23 protein-coding genes are annotated in these 24304 nt (G+C 64.3%); 13 read left to right on the top strand and 10 right to left on the bottom strand.

Annotated elements, in window-relative coordinates; all coding sequences use genetic code 11:
- Positions 1–179: 179 nt before the first annotated feature.
- Genes AC1DJW_RS22555 through AC1DJW_RS22545 form a run of 3 tightly spaced genes read right to left on the bottom strand, consistent with a single transcriptional unit; the run spans position 180 to position 2796 of the window.
- On the bottom strand, positions 180–1013 hold the full coding sequence (locus tag AC1DJW_RS22555) for an alpha/beta fold hydrolase (RefSeq protein ID WP_284754292.1): 834 nt from the start codon (positions 1011–1013) through the stop codon (positions 180–182).
- A gap of 31 nt (positions 1014–1044) precedes the next feature.
- On the bottom strand, positions 1045–1899 hold the full coding sequence (locus AC1DJW_RS22550) for an alpha/beta fold hydrolase (protein WP_476902555.1): 855 nt from the start codon (positions 1897–1899) through the stop codon (positions 1045–1047).
- 9 nt (positions 1900–1908) lie between these two features.
- Complete coding sequence (locus AC1DJW_RS22545) at positions 1909–2796, bottom strand: alpha/beta fold hydrolase (protein WP_459340967.1); 888 nt, start codon at positions 2794–2796, stop codon at positions 1909–1911.
- Between the two features lie 77 nt (positions 2797–2873).
- On the opposite strand from AC1DJW_RS22545, the gene lysS reads away from it, so the two are divergent.
- The 9 genes from lysS to dhaM all read left to right on the top strand — a co-directional run bounded on the left by lysS (position 2874) and on the right by dhaM (position 13552).
- Positions 2874–4403, top strand: a complete 1530-nt coding sequence (lysS, locus tag AC1DJW_RS22540) for a lysine--tRNA ligase (RefSeq protein WP_284754296.1) — start codon at positions 2874–2876, stop codon at positions 4401–4403.
- 2 nt (positions 4404–4405) lie between these two features.
- Complete coding sequence (locus AC1DJW_RS22535) at positions 4406–4582, top strand: hypothetical protein (RefSeq protein WP_284754297.1); 177 nt, start codon at positions 4406–4408, stop codon at positions 4580–4582.
- Between the two features lie 139 nt (positions 4583–4721).
- Entirely contained in the window at positions 4722–5048 is a 327-nt protein-coding gene (locus AC1DJW_RS22530) for a histone-like nucleoid-structuring protein Lsr2 (protein ID WP_059390281.1), read from the top strand.
- A gap of 364 nt (positions 5049–5412) precedes the next feature.
- Positions 5413–7905 carry an ATP-dependent Clp protease ATP-binding subunit gene (locus AC1DJW_RS22525; RefSeq protein ID WP_284754300.1) on the top strand — a complete coding sequence of 831 codons (2493 nt, stop codon included), beginning with the start codon at positions 5413–5415 and terminating at the stop codon, positions 7903–7905.
- A gap of 156 nt (positions 7906–8061) precedes the next feature.
- Entirely contained in the window at positions 8062–10164 is a 2103-nt protein-coding gene (locus tag AC1DJW_RS22520; RefSeq protein ID WP_476902554.1) for a S9 family peptidase, read from the top strand.
- A 28-nt stretch (positions 10165–10192) separates the two neighbouring features.
- A complete protein-coding gene (locus tag AC1DJW_RS22515; protein ID WP_059388339.1) occupies positions 10193–10702 on the top strand; it encodes an amino-acid N-acetyltransferase in 510 nt (169 codons plus the stop codon).
- Positions 10703–11205: 503 nt separating this feature from the next.
- Complete coding sequence (gene dhaK / locus AC1DJW_RS22510; RefSeq protein WP_476902553.1) at positions 11206–12207, top strand: dihydroxyacetone kinase subunit DhaK; 1002 nt, start codon at positions 11206–11208, stop codon at positions 12205–12207.
- Between the two features lie 2 nt (positions 12208–12209).
- Entirely contained in the window at positions 12210–12860 is a 651-nt protein-coding gene (gene dhaL, locus AC1DJW_RS22505; protein ID WP_284754498.1) for a dihydroxyacetone kinase subunit DhaL, read from the top strand.
- Positions 12857–13552 carry a dihydroxyacetone kinase phosphoryl donor subunit DhaM gene (gene dhaM, locus AC1DJW_RS22500; RefSeq protein ID WP_390282917.1) on the top strand — a complete coding sequence of 232 codons (696 nt, stop codon included), beginning with the start codon at positions 12857–12859 and terminating at the stop codon, positions 13550–13552. The genes dhaL and dhaM overlap by 4 nt, the downstream gene beginning before the upstream one ends.
- Positions 13553–13588: 36 nt before the next feature.
- Here the strand turns inward: dhaM and AC1DJW_RS22495 are convergent, their stop codons facing one another.
- Complete coding sequence (locus AC1DJW_RS22495; RefSeq protein ID WP_476902552.1) at positions 13589–14149, bottom strand: hypothetical protein; 561 nt, start codon at positions 14147–14149, stop codon at positions 13589–13591.
- A gap of 120 nt (positions 14150–14269) precedes the next feature.
- Between AC1DJW_RS22495 and AC1DJW_RS22490 the strand changes: the two genes are divergently transcribed.
- The gene (locus tag AC1DJW_RS22490) at positions 14270–14938 is read left to right on the top strand and encodes a class I SAM-dependent methyltransferase (RefSeq protein WP_476902551.1); all 669 of its coding nucleotides are present in this window, start codon (positions 14270–14272) and stop codon (positions 14936–14938) included.
- Positions 14939–14960: 22 nt separating this feature from the next.
- Here the strand turns inward: AC1DJW_RS22490 and AC1DJW_RS22485 are convergent, their stop codons facing one another.
- Positions 14961–15947: an HhH-GPD family protein gene (locus tag AC1DJW_RS22485; RefSeq protein ID WP_476902550.1), complete on the bottom strand. Its 987-nt coding sequence runs from the start codon at positions 15945–15947 to the stop codon at positions 14961–14963.
- A gap of 160 nt (positions 15948–16107) precedes the next feature.
- Here AC1DJW_RS22485 and AC1DJW_RS22480 point away from each other — a divergent pair, with 160 nt between their 5' ends.
- Positions 16108–16827 (top strand): hypothetical protein, encoded by a 720-nt coding sequence (locus tag AC1DJW_RS22480; RefSeq protein ID WP_476902549.1) that lies wholly within the window; start codon positions 16108–16110, stop codon positions 16825–16827.
- On the opposite strand, the gene disA is transcribed toward AC1DJW_RS22480, so the two are convergent.
- Positions 16824–17900: a DNA integrity scanning diadenylate cyclase DisA gene (gene disA / locus AC1DJW_RS22475; RefSeq protein ID WP_284754312.1), complete on the bottom strand. Its 1077-nt coding sequence runs from the start codon at positions 17898–17900 to the stop codon at positions 16824–16826. The genes AC1DJW_RS22480 and disA overlap by 4 nt on opposite strands.
- 296 nt (positions 17901–18196) lie before the next feature.
- Positions 18197–18493, bottom strand: coding sequence for a hypothetical protein (locus AC1DJW_RS22470; RefSeq protein WP_476902548.1), 297 nt, complete (start codon positions 18491–18493; stop codon positions 18197–18199).
- A gap of 337 nt (positions 18494–18830) precedes the next feature.
- Here AC1DJW_RS22470 and AC1DJW_RS22465 point away from each other — a divergent pair, with 337 nt between their 5' ends.
- Positions 18831–20444, top strand: coding sequence for a peptide chain release factor 3 (locus tag AC1DJW_RS22465; protein WP_284754314.1), 1614 nt, complete (start codon positions 18831–18833; stop codon positions 20442–20444).
- Between the two features lie 132 nt (positions 20445–20576).
- Here AC1DJW_RS22465 and AC1DJW_RS22460 read toward each other — a convergent pair whose 3' ends face one another.
- Together AC1DJW_RS22460 and AC1DJW_RS22455 are read right to left on the bottom strand one after the other, a co-directional pair.
- The gene (locus AC1DJW_RS22460; protein WP_476902547.1) at positions 20577–21200 is read right to left on the bottom strand and encodes a Pr6Pr family membrane protein; all 624 of its coding nucleotides are present in this window, start codon (positions 21198–21200) and stop codon (positions 20577–20579) included.
- Positions 21201–21430: 230 nt separating this feature from the next.
- Positions 21431–21847 carry a YybH family protein gene (locus AC1DJW_RS22455; protein WP_476902546.1) on the bottom strand — a complete coding sequence of 139 codons (417 nt, stop codon included), beginning with the start codon at positions 21845–21847 and terminating at the stop codon, positions 21431–21433.
- 130 nt (positions 21848–21977) lie between these two features.
- On the opposite strand from AC1DJW_RS22455, the gene AC1DJW_RS22450 reads away from it, so the two are divergent.
- Complete coding sequence (locus AC1DJW_RS22450) at positions 21978–22847, top strand: MerR family transcriptional regulator (RefSeq protein ID WP_476902545.1); 870 nt, start codon at positions 21978–21980, stop codon at positions 22845–22847.
- A gap of 80 nt (positions 22848–22927) precedes the next feature.
- Here AC1DJW_RS22450 and radA read toward each other — a convergent pair whose 3' ends face one another.
- On the bottom strand, positions 22928–24301 hold the full coding sequence (gene radA / locus AC1DJW_RS22445; RefSeq protein ID WP_476902544.1) for a DNA repair protein RadA: 1374 nt from the start codon (positions 24299–24301) through the stop codon (positions 22928–22930).
- Between the last annotated feature and the right edge of the window lie 3 nt (positions 24302–24304).

The raw sequence follows: 24304 nt of genomic DNA, 5'->3' as shown, positions 1-24304 counted from the left end.
GGAAGCTAAGACCCACAGCGCCGATGGTACTGCACCCGGGAGGGTGTGGGAGAGTAGGACACCGCCGGACAACCATTCACGTTCAGGCCCCGACACACGTCGGGGCCTGAACCATTTAAACCCACCCACCCGCACGYGRGCCGGCGTCCAACGAAAACCCGGCATACGTGAGCSGGCGTCTAGCCCGAGAAGAAGTCGGCGAGCTCGGCGATGAGCTTGTCGGGTGCGCGGATCACTCCGTCGTGTCCGTGGCCGGGCAGGATGGTGTAGCTCGATCCGGAGAGGACGTCGTGGATCTGGCCACACGCCACCCCGAAGTAGGCGGGGCTCTTTTCCCCGACCACAATGAGCGTCTCCAGCGGCAGCTCAAGGAACGGCTCTGCGGGCATGTCCGCGGCGATGACTGCCTTGATCTCCCGCACGCCGGCCTGCATGAGCTCACGCATTTGTTTGCCCATGGGGGTGCCCGACGTCAGCTTGTTGACGAGTGTCAGCATGGATAGCGGCATCCGCGCGAAGGCGCCCTCCGTTTCGACGCCCTTCACGAGCACAGCGAGCCCGCGGTCAAAGTCTCCGGTCGCCGTCGCGCGCTCGTATTCGCTTGTCCACTCGGCCTTCACGCTGTGGTTGACGGATACTGCGGGGTCGTAGACCGCCAGGCGTTCCACCGGCAGCGTGCGTGCCGCGTGCAGGGCCACTGCGCCTCCGAAGCTGTGGCCGAAGACATCGGTGCTGCCCGTGTGCTTCATGATTTCGGAAAGATCCCGGATGTCGACGTCGAGGGTGTAGTCCTCGGGCTGGGGCGACGATTCACCACGGCCGCGGCGGTTGAAAGTGTGGACCGGGCGGCCAAGGGCAGCACTGAGTTTCTGGGCAAACTTGGAGTAGTCCGCGGCCGTCACCATGGAGGCGGGCACGACGACGACGCCTGAGCCGCCGTTAGCAAGCTCACCGCCCGTCGTGAAGAGCTCGAGGGTTCCGCCGTCAGCCGTTGTGATGTTCTCGCGCGTCATGCTTCGAGCCTAACGGAGCCGCAGGGTTCCGTCAGTCCTTGAAATAGCTTGAAAGGTCCGTCACGAGTTCCTTGACCGCCGCGGGGATGGATCCGTGGAAGCCTTTTGGCGATACCACCAGTGTGCTTCCTGGGACGGCTGCGTATAGCCGCTCCGCAGTGACCTTGTAGTATTGGGGGCTTTTGCTGCCCACCATGAACCGCGTGTTGCGGGGGAGCACGGAGAAATCCCGGGGGAGGGCACCTTCGTCGTAGGCGGCTTTGAGCTCGGCTACCCCTGTGGGCATGAGTTCCCGGAGGACTTTGTTGACCTTCGTGTGGGACACGAGGGCCATGAGTCCGGCCAAGATGGGCTCGGGTATCCGCGCCAGGGCGGTTCCAGGCTGCATGCCCCGCTTCATCCTGGCCATGGCATGCCCCACATTCCCGCTATCCACGGATTGGGCGAAGCCGTCCAGCCAGCCGGTGTCCACGCTCCCGTCGATGTTCACGGCGGCGTCGTACACGGCAAGTTTGTCCGGCTCGTAACTTGTTCCCGCGAACTCCTGCACGGCATTCAGTGCCACGGATCCGCCAAGGCTGTGGCCGAGGAGGTTCCTGGCCCCGGTGGCGTCCATGATGCTCCGCACGTCCGCAATCTCGGTGGCCATGGAGTAGTCCGCGGGTAGTTCCGTCGAGCTGCCCCGACCTCTGCGATCGTAGGCGTCGACTGCCCAGCCCTCGCCCAGTCCCTTGGATAGCGCCATGGAAAATGGCCGGTAGATGAGCGCGGTCAGGAATGCGCCGCCAATGAGCACCACGCGGCGCTCTCCGGGCGCGTCCACTGCGCCGTAACTGTACAAGGCGAGCTTGCCGCCGTCGGGCGTAGGGACCTCACGTTCTCTCACCGCTTCATCCTAGGGGGATGGCGCCTTCGCAGTTCCTTGTGCCAGGTAGCGGGCGATTCTCACCGCGAGCTGCTTCCCCGGCCGGAGGGGACCCTCGTGGAACTGCAGGGGGACTACCGCGAAGTCCACCACCGGGCTGGCAGCCGCAAGTTGCCGACCGGTCTCGGCAAAGTACGCCGGGCTCCAGCCGCCACTGAGCATCAGGGTTGGCGTTTGCAACTCCGCATAGTCCTGGATGTGCGAGCCGGCGTCGATGATCGCCCGCATCTCCAACACCGCGGTCGGAAGCAGTTCCCTCATCTCGGATCCCAACCTCGTCTTGGCCGAGAGGATACTAAGCACCCGCAGTGCCCCGAGCGGCAAATACGAAATCGGTCCGGCCGTGCCTAGCCCTTGGACCAAATGCGCCCATGCGTGGTCGAGCTGGCCCGAGGTGACGGCCTCTTCCAATTGCGGCCGCCACCGCTCGTTCAAGTTGCCGGAGAGGGAAACCGCGGCGTCGTAAGTGACGAGTCGGGAAATGGGTGCGCGCAGGGCTGCCTGGAGCGCGACGAATCCGCCATAGCTGTGCCCGACAACATCGGTGGATCCGCTGGCCTCCATCACGGAAAGCAAGTCGCTGGTCTCAGTCTCGGCGGAGTAGCTAGGCGGCTGAGGTGCGGAACGGCCGCGGCCGCGCCGGTTGTAGGAATGCACCGGCCGGCCAAGCAGGACGCTGAGGTTCCGGGCGAATGGCCAGTAAAGGGAATCAGTCACCAAGGTGCCATGAACAAGCACGACGCCGGGCTCCTCCGCAGCGCTCGAGGCGCCGGGAATGGATGCCTCTGCCGCCGGCCGGAAGGAGTGCACTTCAAGGTGACCGCCGTCGTCGTCCGTTTCAACTGTCCATGTCTCCACAGCCCGAGTCTATGTTGCTGCGGGGGCGGGAGGGGAAGAGAGGGAACTCTAAGGAATCCCCGGTAAACTTGTGGATTGTGACTTCCGCAAACACCCCATCCCCGCACACCGCCGCCGAGCCCGCCGACGCCAGCGAGCAGATGCGCATCCGCATGGAAAAGCGCAACAAGCTGATCGAGCGCGGCACCGAGGCCTACCCGGTGGGTGTTGAACGAACGCATTCACTTGCCGAGATCCGCGAGAAGTACGCCCATCTCCAGGCTGATGAAACCACCGGCGACATCGTGGGAATCACTGGCCGCGTGGTGTTCGTGCGCAACACCGGCAAGCTCTGCTTCGCAACCCTCCAGGAGGGCGGTGCGGACGGGAAAGGTGTGCGCCTGCAGGCGATGCTGAGCCTGGCGAACGTCGGCGAGGAAACCCTCGCGGACTGGAAGGCGCTGGTGGACCTCGGAGACCACGTCTTCATCAAGGGCGAAGTCATTTCCTCCCGACGCGGCGAGCTGTCCGTCATGGCCGACTCCTGGTCCATGGCCTCCAAGGCCCTGCGCCCGCTGCCGGTGCTGCACGCCGAACTGAATGAGGAAACCCGTGTCCGGCAGCGCTATGTGGACCTGATGGTCCGCGACGAAGCGCGGGAAATGGTCTACACCCGCGCAGCGATTACCCGTTCGGTTCGCGACACGCTGGACCGCCGCGGCTACGTGGAGGTGGAGACACCCATCCTGCAGCTCGTCCACGGTGGTGCCACCGCGCGTCCGTTCGAGACGCACATGAATGCCTTCGACCAAAAGATGACACTGCGTATCGCCACCGAGCTCTTCCTCAAGCGCGCCGTGGTGGGCGGAATTGACCGCGTCTACGACATGGGCCGCGTCTTCCGCAACGAAGGCGTCGACTCCACGCACAGCCCCGAATTCACCACGTTGGAATGCTACGAGGCGTGGGCGGACCAGTTCGTGATGGCCGAGCGGATGAAGGAAATCATCCTGAACGTCGCCGACGTCGTGGGCACCCGCACCATCCAGACGCACGCCGGAGAGATCGACCTCGACGGCGAATGGGCTTGGGTTGCCGTCTACCCGGGCCTCTCCGAGGCGATCGGCGAGGAAATCACTCCGGACACCACGGTGGCGGAACTGCAGGCGATTGCCGCCAAGCACGAAGTCAAGGTGGATCCCAAGTGGGATGCCGAAAAGCTTGTAGTCGAATTGTTTGGCGAGATTGTCGAACCCACGCTGCTCAACCCGACCTTTGTCTACAACTACCCGCCCTCCGCGCAGCCTCTTGCCCGCCCGCATCGGGAGGACGACCGCCTGATCGAGGCCTGGGACCTCATCATTGGCGGCATGGAACGCGGCACGGCCTTCTCCGAGCTGATCGACCCCGTCATCCAGCGCGAACGCCTCACGGAACAGTCGCGTCGTTCGGCTGCAGGTGATGTCGAGGCCATGCAGTTGGATGAAGACTTCCTGCGCGCCCTTGAGTACGGTGCTCCGCCCATGGGCGGCATCGGCCTAGGCATCGACCGCTTGGTCATGCTGTTCACCGGAGCAGGCATCCGGGAAACCATCCTGTTCCCACTCCTCAAGCCCGAAGGGCACTGACCATGGAATACATTGCCGTTCTTGCGCCGTCCGTCGTTGTCGGACTTCTCTTTTGGTTTGCCATGAAGGCTATCTTCAACGCGGACAAATCAGAGCGCCAAGCAGAAGCCCGCGCCCAGGAAGAAGCCGGACTCGGAATTGCGAAGCCGGCGGGCGACGGCTCAACACCTGCCAAATAGCTCTTTCTCCGGGCCGCCCGCGAAGATTTTAATAGAGCCTTTGACTGTGCCTTTGACTGACGCCATGCACTGGACGATAATCATTAATTAGTAGTCTAGCTATTCTGCATATCCGACCCCTCCAAAAGAGAGTCTTTTCATGGCACAGAAAGTCAAAATTATCCTCGTTGACGACCTGGATGAGGGCTCCGCGGATGAAACTGTCCGCTTTGGCCTTGATGGAGTCAGTTACGAAATGGATCTGTCCAGTGCCAACGCTGCGAAGCTGCGGGACGCTCTTGGGCCATTTGTAGCCAAGGCGCGCAAGACATCGACCGGCCGTGCAACGCGTAGTCGCGTTGCTGCGGGGAGAAACCAGGACTCCGCACAGATCCGTCAATGGGCGCGCGAGAACGGTTATACCGTAAACAGCCGTGGCCGCATTCAGGCCGAAATTCAAGAAGCCTACCAGAAGGCCAATTCCTGACATCAAGTATCAATACCCCGGCCCTAGGGCCGGGGTATTGTCTTTTAACCGCCGGGCGGTCGGGATAACGGTGTCGTGCGCCACTATTCCCGGGAAGGCTTGGAGCCGACTGGGCATATCCGGTAGGCGATCACTGCGTTTGCTGAGAAGGACGACGGCGGTCCGCCGGCTCGTGGGGGTGGCGGCGGGAGCGCCGCCGGATCGTGGAGGCCCTGATTTGGTCGCCGCCGTGGTCCCAGGGGCCACAGACGGGTTGAGCGGGCTTATTCCCGGTGCGGCCATGTTTCCCCTGTGGCGAACACGCCCCAAAATTCCAGCGTTGCCACGTAGCATCAAAGTACGTCGTAGCTAGGAGTGTGGCGAAATGTTTGAGAGATTTACGGACCGTGCCCGTCGCGTTGTTGTGCTTGCCCAAGAAGAGGCACGCATGCTCAACCACAACTACATCGGTACCGAGCACATCCTCTTGGGTCTGATCCACGAGGGTGAAGGCGTTGCCGCCAAGGCGCTTGAGTCCTTGAGCATTTCGCTCGATGGCGTCCGCGAGCAGGTACAGGAGATCATCGGCCAGGGCCAGCAAGCCCCGTCCGGCCACATCCCCTTCACCCCGCGTGCCAAGAAGGTACTTGAGCTCTCGCTCCGCGAAGCCCTGCAGCTCGGCCACAACTACATCGGTACAGAGCACATCCTGCTCGGCCTCATCCGCGAGGGTGAAGGCGTTGCTGCGCAGGTGCTTGTCAAGCTTGGCGCCGACCTCAACCGCGTCCGCCAGCAGGTCATCCAGCTGCTGTCCGGCTACCAGGGCAAAGAAACTGCCGGTCCTGGCTCAGGTCCGGGCCAACAGGAAGGCACCCCGGCCGGTTCGGTGGTGCTGGACCAGTTCGGTCGCAACCTGACCCAGGCCGCGCGGGAAAACAAGCTCGATCCTGTGATCGGCCGCGAGCTGGAGATGGAACGCGTCATGCAGGTCCTCTCCCGCCGCACCAAGAACAACCCGGTGCTGATCGGCGAGCCCGGCGTCGGCAAGACCGCCGTCGTCGAAGGCCTCGCCCAGGCGATTGTCCGCGGAGACGTCCCGGAGACCATCAAGGACAAGCAGCTCTACACGCTTGACCTCGGTTCCCTTGTGGCGGGTTCCCGTTACCGTGGTGACTTCGAAGAGCGCCTGAAGAAGGTCCTCAAGGAAATCAGGACACGCGGGGACATCATCCTCTTCATCGACGAGATCCACACGCTCGTGGGCGCCGGCGCTGCAGAGGGTGCCATCGATGCCGCGTCCATCCTCAAGCCGATGCTGGCCCGGGGTGAGCTCCAGACCATTGGGGCCACCACTCTGGATGAGTACCGCAAGCACATCGAGAAGGATGCCGCGTTGGAGCGCCGCTTCCAGCCGATCCAGGTCAAGGAGCCTTCCGTCGCGCACGCGATCGAGATCCTCAAGGGCCTGCGTGACCGCTACGAGGCGCACCACCGGGTGACCATCACCGACGGCGCCCTTGCCTCTGCGGCAACGTTGGCCGAACGCTACATCTCGGACCGCTTCCTGCCGGACAAGGCGATCGACCTGATCGACGAAGCCGGGGCGCGATTGCGCATCCGCCGTATGACGGCTCCGCCGGAGCTCAAGGCCATGGATGAGCGCATCGCCGAGGTGAAGATGGAGAAGGAATCGGCCATCGACGCCCAGGACTTCGAAGGCGCCGCCTCGCTGCGCGACAAGGAGCAGAAGCTCATTGCCGAGCGTGCCGAGAAGGAACGCAGCTGGAAGTCCGGCGGCATGGACGATATCTCCGAAGTGGATGAGGAGCTGATTGCCGAGGTTCTCGCGAACTCCACCGGCATCCCGGTCTTCAAACTCACCGAGGAAGAATCCAGCCGCTTGCTCAAGATGGAAGACGAGCTGCACAAGCGCGTCGTCGGCCAGGACGAGGCCATCCGTGCTCTCTCCCAGGCGATCCGCCGTACCCGTGCTGGCCTCAAGGATCCCAAGCGTCCGGGTGGCTCGTTCATCTTCGCCGGCCCCACCGGCGTCGGCAAGACCGAGCTCGCCAAGGCGCTGGCCGAATTCCTGTTCGGTGAAGAGGACGCCCTCATCACGCTGGACATGTCGGAGTACTCCGAGAAGCACACGGTTTCGCGTCTCTTCGGTGCCCCTCCGGGCTACGTCGGCTACGAAGAAGGCGGGCAGCTGACCGAGAAGGTCCGCCGCCGTCCGTTCTCCGTGGTCCTGTTCGACGAAGTGGAGAAGGCCCACGCCGATCTCTTCAACTCGCTGCTGCAGATCCTCGAGGACGGCCGTCTGACCGACTCCCAAGGCCGGGTGGTGGACTTCAAGAACACGGTGATCATCATGACCACCAACCTGGGCACCCGCGATATCTCCAAGAGCGTCGCAACGGGCTTCCAGTCCGGCACGGACACCACCACCGGTTACAACCGGATGCGGGCAAGGGTCACCGAGGAGCTCAAGCAGCACTTCCGCCCCGAGTTCCTCAACCGTGTTGACGACGTCGTGGTGTTCCCGCAGCTCACGCAGGACGAGATCATCGAGATCGTTGACCTGTTCGTCACGCGCCTCGAGGCCCGCCTCAAGGACAAGGACATGGGCATCGAGCTCACCACGGCCGCCAAGGTTCTCCTGGCGACCCGGGGTTACGATCCCGCCATGGGTGCGCGGCCGCTGCGCCGCACCATCCAGCGCGAGATCGAGGACCAGCTCTCCGAGAAGATCCTCTTCGGCGAGCTGCACTCAGGTGACATCGTGGTGGTCGACGTGGACGGCGAAGGCGACGACGCCAAGTTCACGTTTGCCGGCAACGCCAAGCCGCGCATCCCGGAAATCGCTCCGAGCGCCTAGGTTCCGGTTCCGCCGAATTCCGATTCAAAGGCCCCGTCCGCTCCCAAAGGAGCGGGCGGGGTTTTTGCGTCCCCGATGAGCGTAATATCTGAAATAAGTGTTTCACTCTTAGTGAATCCTTTGTGATCTGCGGCACATTGCGTGTTGAATCAGAGCATGGATTCGAATGCCTCAGAGACCCCGAGCACCCAACCCGAAACTCCTTTCCACGATCTCGACCACTACCTGGCCATCCCCCGCGTCGGCGGCCTGGCCCTCAGCACCGACGGAAGCCGCTTGGTCACCACGGTTTCCACCCTCAACGCCAAGGGCACTGAATACGTCACTGCCCTGTGGGAGCTCGATCCAGCGGGAAAGAAGCACGCCCGCCGCATTACGCGCAGCGCCAAGGGGGAGACCGGTGCGGTGTTTGCGGCCAACGGTGACCTGTACTTCACCTCAGCCCGGCCCGATCCGGACAGCCCCGAAGCGGATCCCGTGAGCGCATTGTGGCTCCTGCCTGCCGACGGCGGTGAGGCCCGGGTGGTGCATTCCCGCGCGGGCGGCGTAAGTGGCGTCATGGCCGCGTCATCCGCGGATGCCACTTTCGTGACGGCCTCGGTCCTCTCCGGTTCCACCGATGAGGAAAATGACGAGGAGCGGCGCAAGAGCCGCAAGGACAACAAGGTAGCGGCCATTTTGCACACCGGCTACCCGGTCCGCTACTGGGACGCAGATCTGGGACCAGCCCAACCGAGGCTGTTTGCCGTGGAAAACGGAGATGCGGCTGAGTCCGGCAAGCCCGCGACCGTGGATGCTACCGCCCCCCTGAAGCTGCGCAATCTGACTCCAGACGTCGGCGGCAACCTCCGCAACACCCATGCGGTGGTCAGCCCGGACGGCAAGACGATTTATACGAGCCTCGCCAAGCCGCTCGCGAAGGCCGATACGCGCTTTGTGCTCGCCGCCGTCGATGTCGCTTCCGGCTCACTGAAGGTGCTCCTTGACCATGAGGGAATGAGCTATTTCCCGGGCCCGGTCAGCCCTGACAACAAGATGCTCTCCGTAGTCAGCGAAAGCGACAGTACCCCCGGGGAGGCGCCCCAGGTCAAACTCCACCTTTTGAATGTCGGCGTGGGAGAAACCCTTGACCTTGAGCCGCTCGCGCCCGCTTGGGACCGCTGGGGGAGCCCGGCGGCCTGGCTTCCCGACGGGCTCTCGCTCCTCGTCACAGCCGACGACGACGGCGCGACGCCGGTCTTCCGGGTCGAGGTCGCTGACGGTACGGTCACCCGGGTGACGCGTGACGCGGCGGCGTACACCGACGTCGTGGTTTCGCCCGCTGGTCTGAGCGCGTTTGCGCTACGCAGCTCTTATGAATTCCCGGCCGAAGCGGTCCGGATCGATCTCGCCTCGGGTGAGGTCGAGCGGCTCCCCGCCCCGGCTGAACGCCCCAGGATCAAAGGCTCGCTGGAACGGGTGGAGACCAGTGCGGCTGACGGTTCGAGGGTTCCGGCTTACCTCGCGCTCCCGGAAGGCGCGTCCGCGGCAAATCCGGCGCCGTTGCTGTTGTGGATCCACGGCGGGCCTTTGGGATCGTGGAATGCCTGGACCTGGCGATGGAATCCATGGCTGCTCGTGTCGAAGGGGTATGCCGTGCTGCTGCCGGACCCGGCACTATCCACAGGCTACGGCCAGCAATTCATCCAGCGCGGCTGGGGCCAATGGGGCAAGGCGCCGTATACCGACCTCATGTCCATCACCGACGCAGTGGTCCGGCGGTCCGACATTGACCAGACGCGGACGGCCGCCATGGGTGGATCATTCGGCGGATACATGGCCAACTGGGTGGCCGGGCAGACGGACCGCTTCAAGGCGATCGTGACGCACGCCAGTTTGTGGGCCTTGGACCAGTTCGGGCCCACCACGGATGCTTCGCAGTATTGGCTCAAGGAAATGACCGCGGAGATGGCAATGGACAACTCGCCCCATCTCCATGTTGCAAAAATCCAGACCCCCATGCTGGTGATCCACGGCGACAAGGACTATCGGGTGCCGATCGGCGAGGGCCTGAGGCTTTGGTACGAACTTCTTTCCAGCTCCGGGCTGCCCGCCGACGACAACGGCGAGACCCAGCACCGCTTCCTGTACTTCCCTGACGAGAACCACTGGATCCTGCAGCCACAGCACGCCAAGGTCTGGTACGGCGTCGTGGAGCACTTTTTGGCCAAGCAGCTACTGGGACAGGAGGTTCCAGTTCCTGGGGACCTGGGGCTTTAGGCGCCTTCGGCCTCGTAAGATTGGGGCTGTGACTTCGACTTTCAGTATCCGCCCTGCCCGCACCGGCGATGTTGCCGCGATCAAGAGGCTTGTAGCGCCATTGGCAGAGCAGCGAATCCTGATGGCCAAGGAGACCGTGGCCTACTACGAGAGCCTTCAGGAGTTTCGGATTGCCGAATCGTCCGACGGCGAGGTGATCGGTTGCGGTGCCTTGCACGTGATGTGGGAGGACCTGGCTGAGGTGCGCACCTTGGCAGCGGACGACAATTGGCGGGGCAAGGGCGTGGGTCACGTCCTTGTCCAGCAGCTCCTGGAGGACGCCCGGGCTTTGGGCGTCGCCCGGGTCTTCTGCCTGACGTTCGAAGTGGACTTCTTCAAGCGCCACGGATTCGAAGTCATGGCGGACCAAACCGCCGTCGACCCCCAGGTCTACTCGGAATTGCTGCGTTCCCACGACGAAGGCGTGGCCGAGTTCCTTGATCTGGCCCGTGTGAAGCCCAATACCCTGGGCAACACCCGCATGATCAAGGTCCTGTAGCTCCGGTTTCTTCTCTCGGTTCCTGAATGTGCCGGTCCTCAAGTCTTTACGTATATCAACTTGATGGATAAACTAATGGAGGCTCGGTTGCGGCGGGCCAACCATACTGTGGAGGCGAGAAATGAAGTACCACGTTATGTTTCCGGACTTTTCAGGTTTCCAAATCGACATGCCGCGCCCTGGCGCCACACCGGAGTCGCGCAAGCAGGGAACCGGGGGTTGCATGCGGTCCGCGTGCACGGATCTCTGGCCGGACTCGATGGCCAAAGACGCAACAGGCCAAGACTTGAGTATCGCTCGATTGACAGTGGGCGGGCCGCCGCACTGACCAGGCGCATGCCGGAAGTTTTTCCAGAAGGGACAGCCATTGGGGGTTGTCCCTTCCTTGTGTCTACCGCTGGGTTCTGTATTGCACGTTCCCACATACGTACCATTCCCCTACCGTGCCCGGGGCGCTGGTAGTAGGGTCAAATCACCTACCAGCAACGCCCCAGGAGCGCGCCATGAAAAAGCTCATCAACGATCCCCGCTCGGTGGTGGACGAGTCTGTCGAGGGATTCGGCATGGCCCATGCCGATCTCGTGGACGTCCATACGGACCCTATCTTCGTCGTTCGAAAAGGAGCGCCGGTTGCCGGCAAGGTGGCGCTTGTATCGGGAGGAGGGAGCGGCCATGAGCCGCTTCATGCCGGCTTTGTCGGGCACGGAATGCTCGACGCCGCCGTGCCGGGCGCCGTATTCACCTCGCCCACCCCGGACCAGATCATTCCGGCCACCGCGGCCGTCGATTCCGGGGCCGGGGTCATACACATTGTGAAGAACTACACCGGTGACGTGCTGAATTTCGAGACTGCGGCAGAGATGGCCCAGGCTGAAGGAATCAGCGTCCGCTCGGTTCTCGTCAACGACGACGTCGCAGTGGAGGATTCGCTGTACACGGCAGGCCGACGCGGCGTGGGTGGCACCGTGCTGGTCGAAAAAATTGCAGGCGCCGCAGCCGAGCGCGGGGATTCCCTGGAAGCTGTCGCGGGTGTAGCGGAGGGAGTTGTCCGCAACGTGCGCACTATGGGCGTCGCTTTGTCTGGCTGCACCGTGCCGCATGCCGGGGTACCCAGCTTTGAGCTCGCCGACGACGAAATAGAAATCGGCATAGGCATTCACGGTGAGCCGGGGCGGCACCGGATCGCCATGGAGGGAGCCGACGCCATCACCAGCCGCCTATTGGACCCCGTTCTGGAGGACCTCGGGATCAAGGCCGGTGAAGAGGTGCTGCTCTTCGTCAACGGCATGGGTGGTACGCCGCTCAGTGAGCTGTACATTGTCTACCGCCGGGCGGCCCAGATCCTCACGGAAAGAGGAGCCAAAGTGGAGCGCTCACTCGTGGGCAACTACGTCACGTCCCTTGAGATGCAGGGCTGCTCCATCTCGGTACTGCGTCTTGATGACGAACTCACCGCCCTTTGGGACGCGCCCGTCCACACTCCAGCCCTGCGTTGGGGGATGTGACGGTGGGCCTGGGGGTCGAATGGGCGGTCGAATGGTTGACACTCTCCGCACGGCTCATGGCCGAGCATCGGGAGGAATTGATTGCATTGGACCGTGCGATTGGCGACTCGGACCACGGCGAAAACATGGACCGAGGATTCCAGGCCGTCATGGAGAAGCTTGCACAAACTCCTCCCGAAACACCCGGCGCAGCTCTGAAGCTGGCTGCGATGGCCCTGATGTCCAAAGTGGGCGGGGCCGCCGGACCGCTGTATGGAACCGCGTATCTTCGGGCGGCCACGGCGCTGGGAGAAAACGCCGACATTGATGCGGCAGCGCTAGCGGGTGCACTGACTGCGGCACGGGACGGAATCGTTGCCCGCGGGAAGGCGGAGCTAGGTGACAAAACCATGGTGGATGCCTGGTCTCCGGCGGTGGAAGCGGCGGACGAGGTCCTGGTGGCCGGTGGAGATGCTGTTGCAGTGCTGGCTGCGGCGGCCGAGGCTGCCGAGGTTGGAGCCGTCACGACTGATCCGTTGGTAGCCCGCAAGGGTCGCGCCAGCTACCTCGGTGAACGCAGCGCCGGTCACCGCGATCCGGGGGCCGCGTCTTCTGCTTTGCTGTTGCGCGCGGCCGCCACCGCGGCGGGATTCCCCGAGGGGTCCGCCGAATGACGGTGGGCTTAGTGGTGGTCTCACACAGCCGGAAGATCGCGGAGGGGGCAGTGGAATTGGCCGCGCAGATGGCCCCCGATGTGCGGTTCTACGCTGTAGGCGGCACGGACGATGGCAGGATTGGGACGGACCTGGAGAAAACGATCACCGCATTCGAGGCAGGACTTGCGGAGGCTTCCGGGGATGGCGTGGTGGTCCTGACGGACCTCGGTTCGGCCGTCATGACGGCAGAATCAGCAGTCGAGTTCTCCAGCGAGCCGGAAAAGGTCCTCCTTGCCGACGCTCCTTTGGTGGAGGGCCTCGTTGCCGCGGCGGTGGCGACCCAGGGTGGTGCATTGGCCGCCGCGGTGAAGGCCGCCGCCGAGGCCGTTCGATTCGGCCCGGAGCCTGTTTTTGATGCCGAGGCGCCGTCTCAATCCGAAGGCAGGGGTCAACCGGCGGAAAGCGGCGAGTTCGAACTCGTAAACCCGATGGGAATGCACGCCCGGCCTGCGGCGAAGATTGCAGGTGGACTGGCCGGCATGGATGTCGAGGCAACAGTAAACGGCGTCGATGGCACATCCATTATGGAACTCATGAGCCTCGCAGTAGGCAAGGGCGGGAAGCTCAGGGTCGAGGCCTGGGGCACAGACTCATCGAAAGCCGTGGAGTATGTCAGGCGGTTGGTGGAACAGGGATTCGGCGAGATCTGACGGGGCGAGACCTGAACGCCGCGCGGGGTTTGGGATTCAGGACTGCCGGAGACCGTGGGCATCGAGCAGCAGGCTCGCCGTGATGGTGGTCTGGCACTGCTCGCCCCAGGGTTTCGCGGTTTTGGGTGTGAAGTCGAGTGTCCAGGGCGGCAAGGTCCCGCCGTTTACGTCCGTGCCGGTCACCTCGGCATCGATGGGTGAGGACGTCAGTGTTCCCATGTTCAGGAAGCCGTAGCGGGTGCCATCCGGTGACGTGACGGCGGAGCATGACCCGTCGGGTTCAGGGCTGCAGGATTGGGGGACCGACACGCTGCCTGGGCGCAAATCCAAATCGGCCTCGCGGCATTTCCCGTCCTGGCACGCCTTCAAATGGACGGTTTTCACCGTCGGCGCGTATTCCGCCGTGATTGTCAGGGACACCACCGGGGCCATGGCAATTGCCGGGCAAGCGGTGACTTGAGGTTCACATCCCGACCAGAGTGCCGCCGTCGTGGTCAATGCGATGGCGGCCCACAACCTGCGCATACTTGAGGATAATCCCGCTGCCGTGGCCCGGAACGGGAGGCCTGCAACTGGCAGGCACATCGTTACCGACATTTGCGGATCGTTGCCGCGCCGCGACCTCACGGCCGGGTCACGTCGACTTCCGAGGCGGTCAGGACCGGGTCACGGCCGGGCGCAAAAAATTAGCCGGCCGCAAAGAATAGGGTTCTTTGCATGACTGAACCCTCGGACGTGCATGCCACTCGCTCCGCCTACAACACAGTAGCTGCCGACTATGCTGATCTCCTGCGCAACGAGCTCGAGGCAAAACCATTTGACCGGGCCATGCTTGGCACCTTTGCCGAGCTCGTGGGGTCTTCCGGAGGCGGTGCTGTTGCCGATATCGGTTGCGGACCTGGACGGATCACCGCGCACCTGCATTCGCTCGGCCTGGCGGCTTTCGGCATCGATCTATCGCCGGAGATGGTGGCAGTAGCCCGCCGCGATCACCCCAGCCTGCAGTTTGATGAAGGGTCGATGGAGGCGCTGGAGCTGGCGGACGGCACCTTGGGTGGCATCGTCGGCTGGTATTCGATCATCCACACGCCGCCGGGCCGTTTGCCGGCGGTGTTCGCGGAATTCCACCGGACCCTCCTGGACGGCGGCTTGCTGCTTCTCGCGTTTCAGGCCGGTGACGAGCCCAGGCATTTGGACTTCGCGTATGGCCACGAGATCGATCTCGATGCCTATCGCTTGCCGCCTGAGCGCATCACGGAACTCCTCCTTCGGGCCGGCTTTGTCGTGGACGCGCAGCTTCTCCGCGAACCGGACGAAATGCACGAGAAGACCCCGCAGGCCTACCTTCTAGCCCGCAAGCCGCCGCGCAAACCGGCCACGGCGTGAACGAAGCCGCGCAAACGGAGGCCTAGGCAGGGAGCCGCAGTCCGCCGTCGTGCATCTCTGCCAAGCCGTCGCGCAGGAGCCCTTCGAGGGCGCGTTCGAGCTGCTCCGGAGCCGAATTCAAGCGGTGCAGGGCAGCCAGCGGTACGGCCGCGCCCTCGGCCGCGAAACCGAGGTCAGCCGCGGGGCGCTCGAACAGTTCCGGGGCTACCGGCGAATCGGCCACGCGCAATACGGCCATCACGGCACCCCGCAGCTGCCGGTCCGTGCCGTGCCACGCCTGGCCTTTGGGCGTGTATGTCGGCGGCGGTTCACCTGCGGCAAGCCACGCACAGGAGTCGCGGACGGGGCAGTCTGAGCACTTGGGGGAGCGGGCCGTGCACACCAGCGCTCCGAGTTCCATGACGGAAGCGTTCCAGCGGACGGAGAGCCCGACGTCGTCGGGCATGAGCGATTGGGCGAGGCGCATCTCCGACGCGCTGAGCGACGGCGCCGGCAGCGCAAGTCCCGAAACAAGCCGGGCATGCACTCGCCGGATGTTCGTGTCCACCACGGTTTCGCGTCGCCCGAACGCAAAAGCAGCCACCGCCGCGGCCGTATAGTCGCCGACGCCGGGAAGGCTCAACAGCGATGCGTGTGTATCCGGCACCTTGCCGCCATGCTGTTCCACGATCGCGACGGCGGCCGCGTGGAGCCTGAGCGCGCGGCGGGGATAACCGAGCCTGCCCCAATGTCGCACGGCCTCGCCCGAGGGCTGCCTCGCGAGATCCGCAGGTTCCGGCCAGCGTTCCATCCAGTCTTCCCACACCGGTAAGACACGAACTACCGGCGTCTGCTGCAGCATCACCTCGCTGACCAGGATTCCCCACGGGCTGCAGTCCGGTGACCTCCATGGCAATACCCGGGCCACCTCGGAGAACCAGCGGTCCATGGACTGATGCAGGTCCGTGAGGTGATGGGTGCCGGCAAGTTCAGCGGCGCTGGCAATCTCGGCGGAGCCGGGCAGTGACATGAAGATCCTTGCTGCGGTTCGTGGCAGGCCCTGATGGCGGCCGATTCCTGCCATCCACTGTAGTGGAGTCGCGGGGATGACGTAGGTCATACTGGCCCCGATCGGGCCCTGGCGGCGTGGTGCGGCGCCATCAAGGCCCTGCGTTGCCTAGCCTAGAAGCATGGTCAACAAGGGCAAGCAACCGCCGAGGGCGCGCACGTCGTCGTCGGCAAACAGCCCTGCCCGGACCGCAGGCGCAAACCGTCCGACAAACGGGGCCAGGCCTCAAAGGCGCCGGACCAGCCCTGCCGTTTACCGGCGTCGGAGGCTGGTAGTTTTCGGTGCCCTCCTGCTGGTCCTTGCGATGCTCGTGGCCGGGGTCGTGGCCATGAGTTCATCCCTTGCGAGCAAGGCTGATTCCGGAATCTCCAAGAACGACGCGGGTGCGGCGGCCCCCGCGGTCCAAGCTCCTTCGACTGATCCAATTGTGCCCACTACAACGCCCGCGCCGACCCCGGTGTGCGACCTCAATCTGGTGACGGTAACGGCGTCCACGGACCAGCCTGCCTATGCGGCCGGGCAGAACCCCGTGCTGAGCATGAAGATCACCAACGGCGGAACGGCACCGTGCCAGGTCAATGTCGGCACGTCCCAGATGGAGTTCCTGGTGATGAGTGGCGAGGACCGGATTTTCTCCTCGAAGGACTGCCAGGCCAAGGGCGATGACCTCGTGAAGCAGATCGATCCGGGCAAGAGCGAGACGGCCAACTTCCCGTGGCAACGCAACCGGACGACGGAAGGCTGCGGCGTGATCTCTGCCAAGCCAGCCACCGGTACGTACACCTTCAAGGCCGTCCTGGGAAACAAGGCGAGCACCAAAGCCGTCTTCGAGCTGCGCTAGAGGAACCTGTCCAGCAGGCTGGCTTCGGCCATGCGGCTGAGCCCTTCGCGGACGGTCCGGGCGCGCTGGTCGCCGATGCCGTCCACGGTCATGAGGTCGTCGATAGTGGCGGCCATAAGGTTTTGGAGTCCGCCGAAGTGCTCCACCAAACGGTCGGCCACGGCTTTCGGAACGGACTTCAACCCCGACAGGAGGCGGTAGCCGCGCGGCTGCACACCGGCGTCGAGCACGTCCATGCCTCCGGCGAAACCGATGATCCCGGCAATCTTGCCCAGATCAATCAGCTCTGTAGGGCCAAGATCCAGAAGGGCCTGCACCGCGCCGTCGATGTCCTCCGGCGAGGCATCGGCACCCGCGTAGTCGCGGATGATCACGTCGCTGCCCGGCCCGCGGCCCGTGGTGAGCTCCTCCAACTGCAATGAGAGCAACCGGCCGTCCTCGCCAAGCTCCAGGACATATTGTGCGATTTCCTCGGCAATGCGCCGGACCATTTCCTGGCGCTGAAGGGTCACAGCCACATCCCGGACGGTGACCATGGCTTCGATTTCGAGGGCCGACAGGGCGCTGGTGACTTGGTCCAAGCGGGCGCTGTAGCGTTCGAGGGTTGCGAGAGCCTGGTTGGCGCGGGCCAGGACCTTCTCGGAGCCCTCCAGCACGTGCCGCAAGCCGTTGACGTAGAGGGCGATGATCTGCATGGACTGGCTGACCGAAATCACCGGAACTCCGGTCTGGATGGCCACGCGCTCGGCCGTCCTGTGGCGCGTTCCTGATTCCTGGGTCTCGATGCTGGAGTCCGGCACAAGCTGGACCGCGGCACGAAGGATGTTCCCGGCGTCCTTGTCGCAGATGATGGCGCCATCCATCTTCGCGAGTTCGCGCAGCCGCGTCGGGGAGAAATCGATGCCGATTTCAAAGCCGCCGGAACAGATGGATTCGATGGTCCGGTCCGTTCCCAGCACAATCAGGGCGCCAGTGCGCCCACGGAGGATGCGTTCCAGGCCGTCGCGCAAAGGTGTTCCGGGGGCCACCCTGCCCAGAGTCGCCTTGAGCGAATCTTCGGGGCTCCGAGCCATAGGTGTTCCCTTCAAAGGTGCACGCAGGCGCGCCCGCAAGTGTGCCGGTTTTCAGCAATGAGTCGACGGGATAAAAATGCCAGGTTTCCCGCAAGCTCAATGATAGAGGTATAGACCGGCAACAACCGCACGGGCAAGCCTTAAAGTGCCCCAAAGAAGGTTATGTGGCGGGTGCTTCGAAACGCGTTCGACGGCGGCCGCCCGACCGCCACTTTGGGCTCGGTCCCCGTGACCCTCAGATCGGTCCCCGGACCCTCAGCTCGGTCCCCGGGACCCTCAACTTGGTCACTGGGACCTCAGGGGGCCGTCCGAAGCCGCGCGAGCCGCTCGAGGTCGCGTCGCACACTCTGCAACGCGGCTTCCCGGGCCGCCGCCCTTCCAGTGTCCGGATGCGTTTGCCTCGCGGGAGAGTGGGTTGCCCCTCTGCCGGCGTCCGGGCGGTGCCCTTGCCGGAGCCGGCTCCTGGCCGCGGCGGAGTTCGCTTCCGTGAACCCGGGAGGGTTCGCGGCGAGGCTCGCCGGGGGATTCGCCGCGGGGTACGTTGCGGGGGAGGGGCCGAGGGGATCGTAGAACAAGTCATTCCCTGGTTTCATTGATGCCTGTTCCTTTCATGCCATCGTCGGCTGCTCGGGTGTTCTTCCTGGCGGATGGCTCCAACGCGAGCTGGAGCTCCCGCCTTTCAATTCAAACTATCGGCAGGTGATTTCGGAGGTTTGTGCACCTCGTTTCGATCCTGTTAAGCGCCGGCCTTGGGACCCTGCCTCCGGCGGAGTCCCCGGCTGCGATAAACTTGGTATCTTGGCTGGCGCGCAAATCGTGCCGCTCCCTGAGTTGGCCCCCGGCCGGCACGGGGCCGTACCCAGCCTCCATTCCACGTTCGGCCCGTCGTTTCAATGCGGGCAACGCCCAGATCGCAGCGAAAGTAGCACCGTGTCCCAAGAAGTCCTGAGCCCCGCCCGAGTCCAGGAAATTCACCATGAGGCCTCCCGGCGTCGTACTTTCGCGGTCATTTCGCACCCTGACGCCGGCAAGTCCACGCTCACGGAAGCCCTCGCCCTGCACGCCAAAGTGATCGGCACCGCCGGTGCGTCGAGCGGCAAGGCCAACCGCAAGGAAACCGTCTCCGACTGGATGCAGATGGAGAAGGACCGCGGTATTTCCATCAGTTCCGCAGCATTGCAGTTCTCCTACCGGGACACTGTGATCAACCTGCTGGACACCCCGGGCCACGCCGACTTCTCCGAGGACACCTACCGCGTCCTGGCCGCAGTCGACTGCGCAGTGATGTTGGTCGACGCCGCCAAGGGCCTGGAAACGCAGACCATGAAGCTCTTCGAGGTCTGCAAGCAGCGGAACCTTCCCATCATCACGGTCATCAACAAATGGGACCGTCCGGGCCTGGACGCCCTCGCGCTGATGGACGAGATCACGGAACGCACCGGCCTTCAGCCCATGCCCTTGACCTGGGCCGTGGGCATTTCGGGCGACTTCCGTGGAGTCTGGGACCTGCGCAATGACCGCTTCGCACGGTTCGCGCGCAACAACGCCGGCGCCAACATCGCCATCACCGAGTACTTCACCCCGGAAGAAGCAGCCGAGGCCCAGGGCAACAACTGGAGCGACGCCGTCGACGAAGCCGGACTGGTGATCGAATCAAACCTCGAATTCAACGTTGAGAGCTTCCACGCCGGAACGGCAACACCTATCCTCTTCAGCTCGGCGGCCCTGAACTTCGGGGTCAAGGAAATCCTTGACGCCTTGGTGGATTTCGCGCCCCCGGCCGCACCCCGCCCGGACGTCGACGGCGAGCCCCGTTCCGTTGACGCTCCCTTCGCCGGATTCGTCTTCAAGGTCCAGGCCGGCATGAACAAGGCCCACCGAGACCACGTTGCGTTCATCCGTGTGTGCTCCGGCGTCTTTGAGCGCGGCATGGTGGTCACGCAGACACGCACCGGGAAGTCCTTCGCCACCAAGTACGCCCAGCAGGTGTTCGGGCGCGAACGCGAAGTCATCGACGAGGCCTACCCCGGCGACGTCGTCGGCTTGGTGAACGCGTCCTCACTCCGTGTAGGGGACAGCTTGTTCCTGGACGAACCAGTGGAATTCCCCGCCATTCCGCTCTTTGCCCCAGAGCATTTCCAAGTGGCAAGGTCCCAGGATCCCAGCCGCTTCAAGCAGTTCCGCCGCGGCATCGAACAGCTTGAGCACGAAGGCGTCATCCAGGTGCTCCGTTCCGACGTCCGAGGCGACCAGGCACCCGTCCTCGCCGCTGTCGGTCCCATGCAGTTCGAAGTGGTGGAAGACCGCATGGCCCACGACTTCAACGCCCCGATGCGCTTGGAGCGCCTCCCGTACTCGATGGCGAGGATCTCGACGGCGGAGGCCATGCCGGCGCTCGCAAACGTCCCCGGCGCTGAGGTGCTTCTGAGGTCCGACGGCGAATACCTCGCGTTGTTCAACGATGTCTGGGCGCTGCGCAGGATCGAGAAGAACCACCCGAAGCTCACGCTGGTCCCGATCGGCACGCACAACCCTGCGAAATAGTCCTCCAAACGCGAAGCACTCCTCTGGACATTCCCCTCGTATGAGCTAAGGACTGGACATAATGCTGTTATGTCCAGTCCTTGGTTCGAAGAGGGGGCATGTCCCGTGGGGACCTGGGCTTGGGGCGGGCGTTCAGTAGCTCACTTGGCGTTCGAGCTTGTTTCCCAACCCCAGCATGGCGAGGCTCACCGCGAGGAATCCTACGGCGATCGCTACTGCAAAAACCGCCACTCCGCCCCAACCGCCGGCGCGCAAAGGGTCGATGAACCAGTAGGCGTACCAGTTTACGAATGACCCCCGGACCAGGCTGTAGACGAGGTAGGCAACCGGGTAGAGCAGCCAGTACCAGAGGTGCTTGACGGTCAGCCTTGAGCGCGGAGGCTGGAACAGCCAATCGGCAACCATGACAACCGGCATGAGGTAGTGGACGACGAAGTTGACCCAGGGGAGCAAGGAGCCGAGGTCTTGTCCTGCGAGGAGTGCGCCGAAGACGAGTCCCACAACGGCCATGGCGATCGTTGCAGTGCCCCGCGTGGCGTCGTCGAGTTCGCTGGGCCGCTTGCAAACCATCACGCGGTAGCCGCTGATCAACAGCACCACCGACGCGAAGATGTTGGACAGGTTGGTGAAGTAGCTGAAGAAGTTCCACGGATCAAAGCCCAGGCCGATGTGGACCGTGAGCTGCGTCCCGACGGCTACAAGGGTCAGGAGGGCAAAGAAGAGGCGTCCCCCAATGAGCACATTTCTTTTGGTCATGGGGACAATCTTCCGGTGGCCACGGCTAACTCACGCGCCCGACACTCCGAGCCAAGCTGTCAACTCAAACAGGGGGCAGGTCCAGTGGTGGACTAGGTGCTGACCACCTGTTCGTACGGCATGGATCAACTTCGGGGCACCTCAGGTGGTGCTACTTATGGGCGTTCGAGATCCAGTGGACGCGGACCTATCCGCTCGGCAGGGAGGCCGGTCGCGTCGCGGATCGGGCCCTACACGGTGGTGATCTTGCCGTCCCACCCGCCGCCGGCCGGGACGGAGGCGTGCTGGTGGATCAGTTCCCAGCCGTTCTCACGCCGCTCGAAGCAGTCGGTCTGCCGGGCCATGACGTGCTTGGTGGAGCCGTTCTTGAGCACGATGTTCGTGCTCTGCACCGTGCAGACGATGCCCATGTCCCCATTGACCTTCGCGGACAGTTCGAGGATCTCGACGTTGCAGGACTCGAAGTTGGCGAAGGTGTCGTCGAACAGCTTGCGCGCCGGGGGGACGCCCCTGGACGCGAACGGGGGGATGTCGAACCACAGCACGTCGGACGCCCAGTGCAGGGTGCTCTGCGCACCGGTCATCGACGTCGCCATCTCGCGGACGATGGCGATGATGGCTTCCTTGTCCTGCTCGGTCGTCGTCATGACTTTGCTCCCTTCATCTCGCGGCCCTGATCAGCCTCTACGGACAACCCTGCCGCGTGCCCCGACGAGAGGTGCAAGACCCGCTCGCGCCCGTGTATCTCCCGTTGGGGGAGGTGGCATAGTGGCAGGCATGGACGCGACACTGCCGATCGGGGACTTCGCAAGGACCACGCACTTGAGCGTGAAGACGCTGCGCTACTACCACCAGGTGGGCCTGCTGGAACCGGACGAGGTGGACCGGCATACCGGCCACCGGTACTACACCACCGCGCAGATCCCGACCGCGCAGATCATCCGCCGCTTTCGCGCCTTGGACATGCCGGTCGAGCAGATCGCCAAGGTGCTGGCCGCCCCCGACCTCGACACCCGCAACGCGCTGCTGGCCGCGCACCTGAACCAGATGGAGCGGGAGTTGGCGCGCAGCCAGTCTGCGGTCGCCTCGCTGCGCGACCTGCTTACCCGCCCGCCGGGCGGCACCCGGGCCGAGATCGGGCGCCGGAGCGTTCCGGCCACGCCGGCGGCTGCGATCACCGAGACCGTTGACGTCGCCGAGGCGTTGACCTGGTACCAGGGTGCGCTCGGTGAGATCTACGCGACGCTTGACGCCCAGGGCCTGGCCGCCGACGCGCCGGCTGGCGGGATCTTCAGTACAGACCTGTTCACCCACGGGCGCGGACCGGCGACGATCTTCGTGCCTTGCGCCGGACCGCTGCGCCCCATGGGTCGGGTCGGTGCGCTGGTCATCCCGGCGGTCGAGTTGGCGACGATTGTGCACCGCGGCCCGCATGCGAATATCGACCTGGCTTACGGAGCCCTCGGCACGTACGTCGCTGAACATGCCCTCGCCGTGGACGGCCCGATCCGCGAGTACTACCCCGTCGGGCGCCACGAGAGCGCAGAGGCGGCCGAGTGGCGCACCGAGATCTGCTGGCCGATCTTCCACACCGGACCGTCGCCCGACGAACCCGCAGCGCGCACACACGAAGGCGGCGATGGGTAGAGGGCGTAGGTGGCACTCGGAACCTGCGGCGCCGAACGCGCCGACACCGGCGATATCGAAACTCCTATGCGGTCACGGCGCTAGGTGATCAGCAACTCCAAAGCCTCGGCCAGGTGTGCCACTTCGCGGACCGAGAAACCCTCCGGGATGGGCCCCGGTCCGTTGGGGCTGGCGGGCACCACGGCGTGGGTGAAACCAAGCCGCTGCGCCTCGTGGATGCGCTGGTTGATCCCCGGCACGGGACGGACCTCGCCAGCCAGGCCAACTTCGCCGAATGCAATGAGCCGCTGAGGCAGTGCCTTGCGCGCCTTCGCCGAGGCCACGGCAAGCGCCACTGCGAGGTCGGTGGCCGGTTCGCTCAACTTCACCCCTCCGACAGTGGCCACGTAGGAGTCGTCCTTGTGCAGGATGCAGCCGGCCCGCTGTTGAAGCACAGCCAGGAGCATGGCGACGCGCGAGCTGTCCAGGCCGCTCGTGGCCCTGCGCGGCTGTGAGCTGGCACTCTCAGCCAGGAGCGACTGCACCTCGGCCAGCAGCGGGCGCCTGCCTTCCATGGTCACGGTGATGCATGTGCCCGACACCGGCTCGCGGGTCCGCGACACAAAAAGCCCGCTGGGATCGGCGAGGCCTTCGATGCCGGTTTCGTTCAGGTCGAAACAGCCGACGTCGTCCGTGGCCCCGTAGCGGTTCTTGACCGCGCGCAACAATCGCAAGCGCGAATGGCGCTCGCCTTCGAACTGGCACACGACGTCCACCAGATGCTCCAGGAGACGCGGACCGGCAATGGAGCCGTCCTTCGTCACGTGGCCAACCAGCAGGGTGGTCATGTTGCGGCGCTTTGCGGCGGCGATGATGGACGCTGCGACTTCCCGGACCTGTGAGACTCCGCCCGCGCTACCTTCGACATCGGCGCTGCTGAGGGTCTGTACCGAGTCCACGATCAGCAGCTTCGGCTCGAGCTTCTCCACTTGCCCCAGTGCCTGCCCGAGGTCCGTTTCCGCAGAGAGATAGAGGGTATGCGCGACCGCGTCAATCCTTTCCGCACGGAGCTTGACCTGGGCCGCCGATTCCTCGCCCGTGACGTACAGGACGTCCTGGCCCGTGCGGGCGAACTTCGCCGCGACATCCAGGAGCAGCGTGGATTTCCCGACGCCGGGTTCCCCGGCAAGCAGGATGACCGCACCGGGAACCAGCCCTCCGCCCAGGACGCGGTCCAGTTCGTCGACGCCGGTGGGCAGGAACGCGGCCGTGGTGCCGTCTACCTCGGCAATCCGGCGGGCCGGCTCCAAAACCGTTGTGGCCGCCGTCGTACGCGCAACTGTGACGCCTGTTTCCTCCACGGTGCCCCACGCCTGGCATTCGCCGCAGCGCCCCACCCACTTGACCGTGGTCCACCCGCATTCGGCACATTTGTACGCGGGTGTCTTGGAGGTGCGTGAGGTCTTGGAAGCCATGCG

It is taken from the genome of Arthrobacter sp. 05L417 (genome assembly GCF_056397865.1).
Note: the sequence above shows the minus strand (reverse complement) of the source record. Positions and strands in the feature narration are given on the sequence as shown.

Bases quoted from the DNA above. Each gene is read 5' to 3' on its own strand.
- AC1DJW_RS22555 (WP_284754292.1), bottom strand. From the start codon at position 1,013: ATGACGCGCGAGAACATCACAACGGCTGACGGCGGAACCCTCGAGCTC.
- AC1DJW_RS22535 (WP_284754297.1), top strand. From the start codon at position 4,406: ATGGAATACATTGCCGTTCTTGCGCCGTCCGTCGTTGTCGGACTTCTC.
- AC1DJW_RS22530 (WP_059390281.1), top strand. From the start codon at position 4,722: ATGGCACAGAAAGTCAAAATTATCCTCGTTGACGACCTGGATGAGGGC.
- AC1DJW_RS22525 (WP_284754300.1), top strand. From the start codon at position 5,413: ATGTTTGAGAGATTTACGGACCGTGCCCGTCGCGTTGTTGTGCTTGCC.
- AC1DJW_RS22520 (WP_476902554.1), top strand. From the start codon at position 8,062: ATGGATTCGAATGCCTCAGAGACCCCGAGCACCCAACCCGAAACTCCT.
- dhaK (WP_476902553.1), top strand. From the start codon at position 11,206: ATGAAAAAGCTCATCAACGATCCCCGCTCGGTGGTGGACGAGTCTGTC.
- dhaM (WP_390282917.1), top strand. From the start codon at position 12,857: ATGACGGTGGGCTTAGTGGTGGTCTCACACAGCCGGAAGATCGCGGAG.
- AC1DJW_RS22495 (WP_476902552.1), bottom strand. From the start codon at position 14,149: ATGTCGGTAACGATGTGCCTGCCAGTTGCAGGCCTCCCGTTCCGGGCC.
- AC1DJW_RS22490 (WP_476902551.1), top strand. From the start codon at position 14,270: ATGACTGAACCCTCGGACGTGCATGCCACTCGCTCCGCCTACAACACA.
- AC1DJW_RS22485 (WP_476902550.1), bottom strand. From the start codon at position 15,947: ATGTCACTGCCCGGCTCCGCCGAGATTGCCAGCGCCGCTGAACTTGCC.
- AC1DJW_RS22480 (WP_476902549.1), top strand. From the start codon at position 16,108: ATGGTCAACAAGGGCAAGCAACCGCCGAGGGCGCGCACGTCGTCGTCG.
- disA (WP_284754312.1), bottom strand. From the start codon at position 17,900: ATGGCTCGGAGCCCCGAAGATTCGCTCAAGGCGACTCTGGGCAGGGTG.
- AC1DJW_RS22470 (WP_476902548.1), bottom strand. From the start codon at position 18,493: ATGAAACCAGGGAATGACTTGTTCTACGATCCCCTCGGCCCCTCCCCC.
- AC1DJW_RS22460 (WP_476902547.1), bottom strand. From the start codon at position 21,200: ATGACCAAAAGAAATGTGCTCATTGGGGGACGCCTCTTCTTTGCCCTC.
- AC1DJW_RS22455 (WP_476902546.1), bottom strand. From the start codon at position 21,847: ATGACGACGACCGAGCAGGACAAGGAAGCCATCATCGCCATCGTCCGC.
- AC1DJW_RS22450 (WP_476902545.1), top strand. From the start codon at position 21,978: ATGGACGCGACACTGCCGATCGGGGACTTCGCAAGGACCACGCACTTG.
- radA (WP_476902544.1), bottom strand. From the start codon at position 24,301: ATGGCTTCCAAGACCTCACGCACCTCCAAGACACCCGCGTACAAATGT.